Source organism: Nostoc parmelioides FACHB-3921, assembly GCF_014696625.1.
GTDB lineage: Bacteria > Cyanobacteriota > Cyanobacteriia > Cyanobacteriales > Nostocaceae > Trichormus > Trichormus parmelioides.
Genome location: NZ_JACJQL010000144.1, coordinates 1 through 5320, shown reverse-complemented (window position 1 = coordinate 5320; position 5320 = coordinate 1). Strand labels below are relative to the sequence as shown.

The window sequence follows — 5320 nt, the reverse complement described above, 5'->3', positions numbered from 1 at the left end:
ACGCATTTAGTAGTGAACGCGCATCTCCGTTAGCAACATTTACTAAGTGCTTTAACGCTTCATCATCAATTTTTACTTTTAAGCGACCATAACCTCTTTGTTCGTCAATTAAGGTTTGCTCTACAACTTTGTACAAATCCTCGTCATTAAGTGGTTTGAGTTGAAAAATTCGTGAGCGACTTACCAAAGCCTTATTAACTTCAAAGTAAGGGTTTTCTGTAGTCGCACCAATTAATATCACTGTCCCATTCTCTACCCAAGGCAACAAAGCGTCTTGCTGAGACTTGTTAAAACGATGAACTTCGTCTACAAACAAGATAGTTCGTTGATTATGAAATTTACGCTGTTCTTGTGCTGTGTCAATCGCGGCTCTAATTTCTTTGACACCTGAAAGAACTGCATTTATTGCTATAAAGTGAGCGCGAGTTGTATTGGCTATCACACGCGCTAGAGTTGTTTTTCCTGTTCCTGGCGGCCCGTAGAAAATCAGCGATGATAACTGATCTAAGCTGATGGCTCGTCGTAAAAGCCTACCAGGGCCAATAATGTGGTCTTGCCCAACAAATTCATCCAGTGTTCGTGGACGCATCCGCGCGGCTAACGGTGCTTGGGTTTGAATTTGGTTGATTAAATTTTGGTCAAATAAATCCATTATGAGAACATAGTTGAACTTAGTTTATTAGTTCATTAATACTACTGTAGTCCAGTTCACCCATCACTTTTATATATCATTGGTCTAGGTTAGCCTTCTTCACAGGTGTGGTAGCCGAGTTCTTGGATGCGGAGAGCGGACGGCAGCTTTCACAATACAGAGCGCAGCCATCAAGCTAAATACTCTCGCATCTGCTGTTGCTGACGATGCAAAACTTTTATCGCCTGTTTTTGAGTTGTCCCAACTTTTGCTTGTTTTATCGCAAAAGCCTAATAGAATAGCACGCTTGCTAAAACGAAACCTCTTCTTTGGCAAGATGTAAGGCCGTAGGGGCGCAAAACAAAGAATAGCTCTGTTTTGTCAAATTTTGAGTAGCGATGGCAAACAGCGATCGCTATGGTGGGCGCTCTCCAACTATTTTTGAAAATCTACGCCACTTTTATAGGTCTTAGCCCTTGGCTTCGCCTTCTTTGGAGGTGCGGCGGCAGACTTCTTCGGAGCCGAAGGTGGGCGGCAGATTTCACAATACAGAGGGCGAACTCCAAACGTCTCCCGGCTTGTCGGTTGATCACATTGCTTACACACAAAGTTAAATATGCGGGTGTGAATTGTGCGTTGGTGCGCTCTAACGGTGTACTCTCTGACTTGGATTTCTTTACTTGCCATTACTTATTTCAACTGATTGACTTTTTGGATCTTAGCTTTTGCAGACGAGATTTCAATGGTCTAGGTAAACATAATCACCCATTTTGTGAATTAGATTTTCACGGCTACGCCAAAGTGAGTAGAAAAATCTTACAAGTAATTGAAATCCTGTTGTTGTTAAATCGGACGGGAGTATTTTCTCATCATCACTTTGCCAACTGCAATTAAACGGCTACGCCAAAGCAGAGTGAAAATTGCAGTGAAAAAACAGACGCTTCAAACCAACTGCAATACCTCTTCACATTGAAAAATTACAAACATTCGGAGTCAATCATGGATATTCAAACTATTCTCAACCTCATGATCCAAGCAGTAGTCATGAGCTTTGTTGCGTTGATGGTTTTCGATTTCGTTGGCGGCTTGTGGGTTGTACCGTTACCTCCTGCTGAATGGCAACCGCCGGTTATTAAACAGCCAACCGTTTCCGCAGTTGCACCACAAACCACTCCTGCACCACAGTTTGAGGAAATTCCTGACCCCTGGATTTTAGAACCGCAATCTTCTCATCATTCTGCTCCAGCATCAGCAGTTATCGTCCCATTCCCTGCACTCCGACTGCTACCACCAGCAATCGCTCAAGAAGTACCGCCGACCAAACTCAAGTCCAAAAGAGCAAAATCTTCCACACCTCGAAAATCTGCCTCTACTCCCAAACGTAAGTCCACCAAATCGCGCAAGATAACTGCTTAGTTTCAACATAAGAGCGATCGCCCCGACCACGCTTCAAAAAGGGCGATCGCCTCTACTAATTAAAAAATGACACTAATTAACGAAGTTTCTCATGAATACAAGTCAACGCTCAACTTGAGCCACAGAAGTAGTAACAAATGGCTACGCCAAAGCAAAAGTGATGTATTGATACATATATATAGATATGGTCAGCCTTATCGCTACACAGGGCAGTCTGTTTGATATACAAACAGTTTTGGATTATGGGCAATCAATCCTCAACGTTGCTCTTGAGTTGAGCAAATCACTGATTGAACACCGACCACTAACCACCAAAACACTTCAAGCCCAGATGAACCGCCACTTCCACGGCACGGCAGCAGAGGGAGCATGGCTGTGGAAAGACGCTTATGAGGCAGTGGAAGTTGCGTCAATTCTCTATCTGCGGCACAAGGGATTATCCACCAATCCACTAGAACAGTTGCAACTGCTCGAATCATTATGCCCCACGCATACACGCCGAAGTGAAGAACAGTTACAGCTTCAGCAGTTCTCTACGCCGTTGTCTCTGGCATACTTGGCTTGTGCTGCCGGACAAATTACGCCTGATGACCTGATGTTGGAGCCATCCGCCGGAACCGGGATCTTGGCTCAGTTTGCTAAACTCCAGGGCGCAAGTCTGATGCTCAACGAAATCTCAAGCGACAGAACCAAAATCCTCCGGCGCTTATTCCCTGGCGTTCCACTATTCTCCGTCAATGCCGAGCAGATAAACGATTACTTAGCAGGAAAGACTCAACCGTCTGTAGTGTTGATGAATCCTCCTTTCTCGGCATCACCCAAAATCAATAGCCGTAATCCTGATGCTACTGCTCGGCATATCAATTCGGCGTTACAGAGATTATGCGATCGCGGGAGACTGGTAACAATTTCCGCCAACTGGTTTTCACCAAATAATCTAACTTGGCGAGATACCTTTATCAAAATGCAGGAGAAAGCAACGGTAGTTCTTTCGGTTGGCATTAACGGTAAGGTCTACAGTAAACACGGGACACAGATTGACACCCGGTTGACGGTGATCGACAAAGTTCCGGCGGCTGATCCACAAGAAATTCCTTGTATTGCGGATACCGTTGAACTAGCAGAACTCGCAACGCTGATTGAGCAACTACCACAGCGACCAGTTTGGGAACGAATTACTCAAACTGCTCAAACTGCCGTATCAAAAGCAATTCGTTTAAGTCCTGTTAAGCCTAATTCTCAATCAGCACCAGTTACTCAACCATTATCCGAATTTCTTAATATCGTTGAGCTAGATTATGAGATTGTTGATTGGGCAGCAAATGACCAATTGAAAGATACTCTCTATGAAACCTATCGCCCACAAAGAATCCGAATCAAGGACGCAAAACCACATCCGTCGCTACTTTGCGAAAGTGCAGCCTTAGCCCTTGTATCTCCCCCGGCTCCCACATACAAACCCCATTTACCTCAGCACATCATCACTCAAGGTTTGTTGTCAGAAGCACAGCTTGAAAGCGTTATTTACGCAGGTCAAGCTCACTCCGAATATCTATCAGGGTCTTATACTGTTGATGATTCTTGGGATAATGTGACTGTCTCGGCAACTAGCTCGGAAAATGCTGTTAGATTTCGCCGTGGCTGGTTCCTTGGTGATGGGACTGGTGCGGGTAAGGGTAGACAGTGCGCGGGAATCATCCTCGACAACTGGTGTCAGGGACGACGCAAAGCTATCTGGGTATCGAAAAGTTCTGCACTGATTGAGGATGCCCGTAGGGACTGGTGTGCTTTAGGCGGTAATAAAAAGAACATTATTGACCCAAGTAACATCAAACTAGGCGATCGCATTCCATTTACCGAAGGCATCTTGTTCTGCACATATTCCACCCTGCGTTCTCAAAAGAACGGCAAAAGTCGGCTTAAGCAGATTGTTGAGTGGGCGCTCAAGGACTTTGAGGGTGCTATATGCTTTGATGAGTGCCATTCAATGGGCAATGCAATGGCGCAAGAGGGAACACTCGGCTTGGTGAGTGCATCACAGCAAGGTATTGTCGGACTGCGGTTGCAAAACGCATTACCTTTGGCACGGGTGGTTTACGTTTCTGCTACTGGTGCAACCAAAGTCTCTAACCTCTCCTATGCTAATCGCTTGGGATTGTGGCAGACTGGGGATTTCCCGTTTACCTTACGAGAGGATTTCGTGGAGTCCATTGAAGTCGGTGGTATCGCCGCGATGGAAGTGGTAGCACGAGATTTGAAGGCGTTGGGGTTGTATCTGGCGCGATCGCTTTCCTTCGACGGTGTGGAATATGAGATGTTAGAAATCGAACTTACTCCTACCCAGGAAAGGATTTACGATAATTACGCCGATGCCTTTCAAATTATCCACAATAACTTGCACAAAGCCTTAGAAGCCTGCAACATCACTGGTGCGAAAACTTACAATCGTGCAGCTAAGATGTCTGCCATGTCTCAGTTTGAATCGCATAAGCAAAGGTTCTTTAACCATTTGCTGACCGGAATGAAGTGTCCCATGCTAATCAAAGCAATTGAGAATGATTTAGCTGCGGGTAATGCTGTTGTTATTCAAATCGTATCGACTAATGAAGAATTGCTTAAGCGACGACTCAATGAGGTTCCGGCAGAGGAGTGGAAGGACTTAAACCTTGACCTGACTCCACGGGAATACGTCATGGACTACTTGTTAAGTGCCTTTCCCGTACATCTGCATGAGATTCACTCATCATCTGAAGGCGAAGAACGCTCAGAACCAGCCTTTGATGCCGATGGCTCACCTATTGTTTCATCTGAAGCTGTAGCTTTGAGAGATGCCTTAGTCGATAAGTTAGCAAGCCTTGACCCTATCCCTGGTGCTTTAGAACAACTGCTGTGGCATTTTGGTCACAAGCAAGTGGCTGAGATGACTGGGCGCAGTAAGCGAGTTCTTAAGGACGATTCTGGCCGCTTGTTTGTTGACTCACGGGGCGCTGGTACGAATATTGCGGAAACAAACGCTTTTATGACGGGAGATAAGCAAATCCTCATCTTCTCTGATGCTGGTGGTACTGGCAGAAGTTATCATGCGGATCTCAATGCTGTGAATCGTCGGCGGCGATCGCACTATTTGCTCGAAGCTGGTTGGAGGGCAGATAATGCCATTCAAGGACTTGGGCGCTCTCACCGGACTAACCAAGCATCTGCACCAGTATTCCGTCCAGTGACCACTAACGTTAGAGGTGAACGCCGCTTCATCTCGACTATCGCTCGACGGTT

The 5320-nt window shown here is 45.7% G+C and carries 4 protein-coding genes; 2 read left to right on the top strand and 2 right to left on the bottom strand.

The annotated features are described in order from the left end of the window. On the bottom strand, nucleotides 1–652 hold a 652-nt coding region (locus tag H6G14_RS32695; RefSeq protein WP_190573100.1), incomplete at its 3' end, for an AAA family ATPase. 414 nt (nucleotides 653–1066) lie between these two features. Beyond that, a complete protein-coding gene (locus tag H6G14_RS32690) occupies nucleotides 1067–1318 on the bottom strand; it encodes a hypothetical protein (protein ID WP_190573098.1) in 252 nt (83 codons plus the stop codon). A gap of 312 nt (nucleotides 1319–1630) precedes the next feature. Between H6G14_RS32690 and H6G14_RS32685 the strand changes: the two genes are divergently transcribed. Continuing rightward, the gene (locus H6G14_RS32685; protein WP_190573096.1) at nucleotides 1631–2047 is read left to right on the top strand and encodes a hypothetical protein; all 417 of its coding nucleotides are present in this window, start codon (nucleotides 1631–1633) and stop codon (nucleotides 2045–2047) included. Nucleotides 2048–2231: 184 nt separating this feature from the next. Next, the coding region (locus tag H6G14_RS32680; protein WP_190573094.1) for a strawberry notch-like NTP hydrolase domain-containing protein at nucleotides 2232–5320 on the top strand (3089 nt) is incomplete at its 3' end.

Coding starts and splice junctions, on each gene's coding strand:
- H6G14_RS32690 (WP_190573098.1), bottom strand. CDS start 1,318: ATGGCAAGTAAAGAAATCCAAGTCAGAGAGTACACCGTTAGAGCGCAC.
- H6G14_RS32685 (WP_190573096.1), top strand. CDS start 1,631: ATGGATATTCAAACTATTCTCAACCTCATGATCCAAGCAGTAGTCATG.